The sequence below is a fragment of the Halomonas sp. SIMBA_159 genome (genome assembly GCF_046536035.1).
Classification (GTDB): domain Bacteria; phylum Pseudomonadota; class Gammaproteobacteria; order Pseudomonadales; family Halomonadaceae; genus Vreelandella; species Vreelandella venusta_A.
Genome location: NZ_JAWJBT010001268.1, coordinates 1 through 246, shown reverse-complemented (window position 1 = coordinate 246; position 246 = coordinate 1). Strand labels below are relative to the sequence as shown.

General features: G+C 54.5%; 2 protein-coding genes. One reads left to right on the top strand and one right to left on the bottom strand.

Annotation, left to right across the window (positions count from 1 at the left end; translation table 11 throughout):
• Nucleotides 1–156 (bottom strand): BtpA/SgcQ family protein (locus R0J87_RS23320; protein ID WP_498889350.1); only part of this gene is annotated, 156 nt, incomplete at its 3' end.
• On the opposite strand from R0J87_RS23320, the gene R0J87_RS23315 reads away from it, so the two are divergent.
• Nucleotides 133–246: CBS domain-containing protein (locus tag R0J87_RS23315; RefSeq protein WP_498889348.1), on the top strand; the 114-nt coding region annotated here is incomplete at its 3' end. The genes R0J87_RS23320 and R0J87_RS23315 overlap by 24 nt on opposite strands.

The window sequence follows — 246 nt, the reverse complement described above, 5'->3', positions numbered from 1 at the left end:
CACCGCTTCTACAAACTGACTGACCCGAATCGGATCAATCGGATTCTGAATATTCCCATTTCGCTTGAGAGAACTTGCCACAATTACTCCATCGGCTGCACTCAATAGACGAGGGACATTATCCTGCACGAAATGACGGTGCACCGGATCCGGCATCTGCCGGTGGTCGAGCAGGGCAAGCTCGTCGGGCTGATCAGTATCGGCGACGTTGTTAAGCACCGCTTCGTGGAACTGCAGACCGAGGCC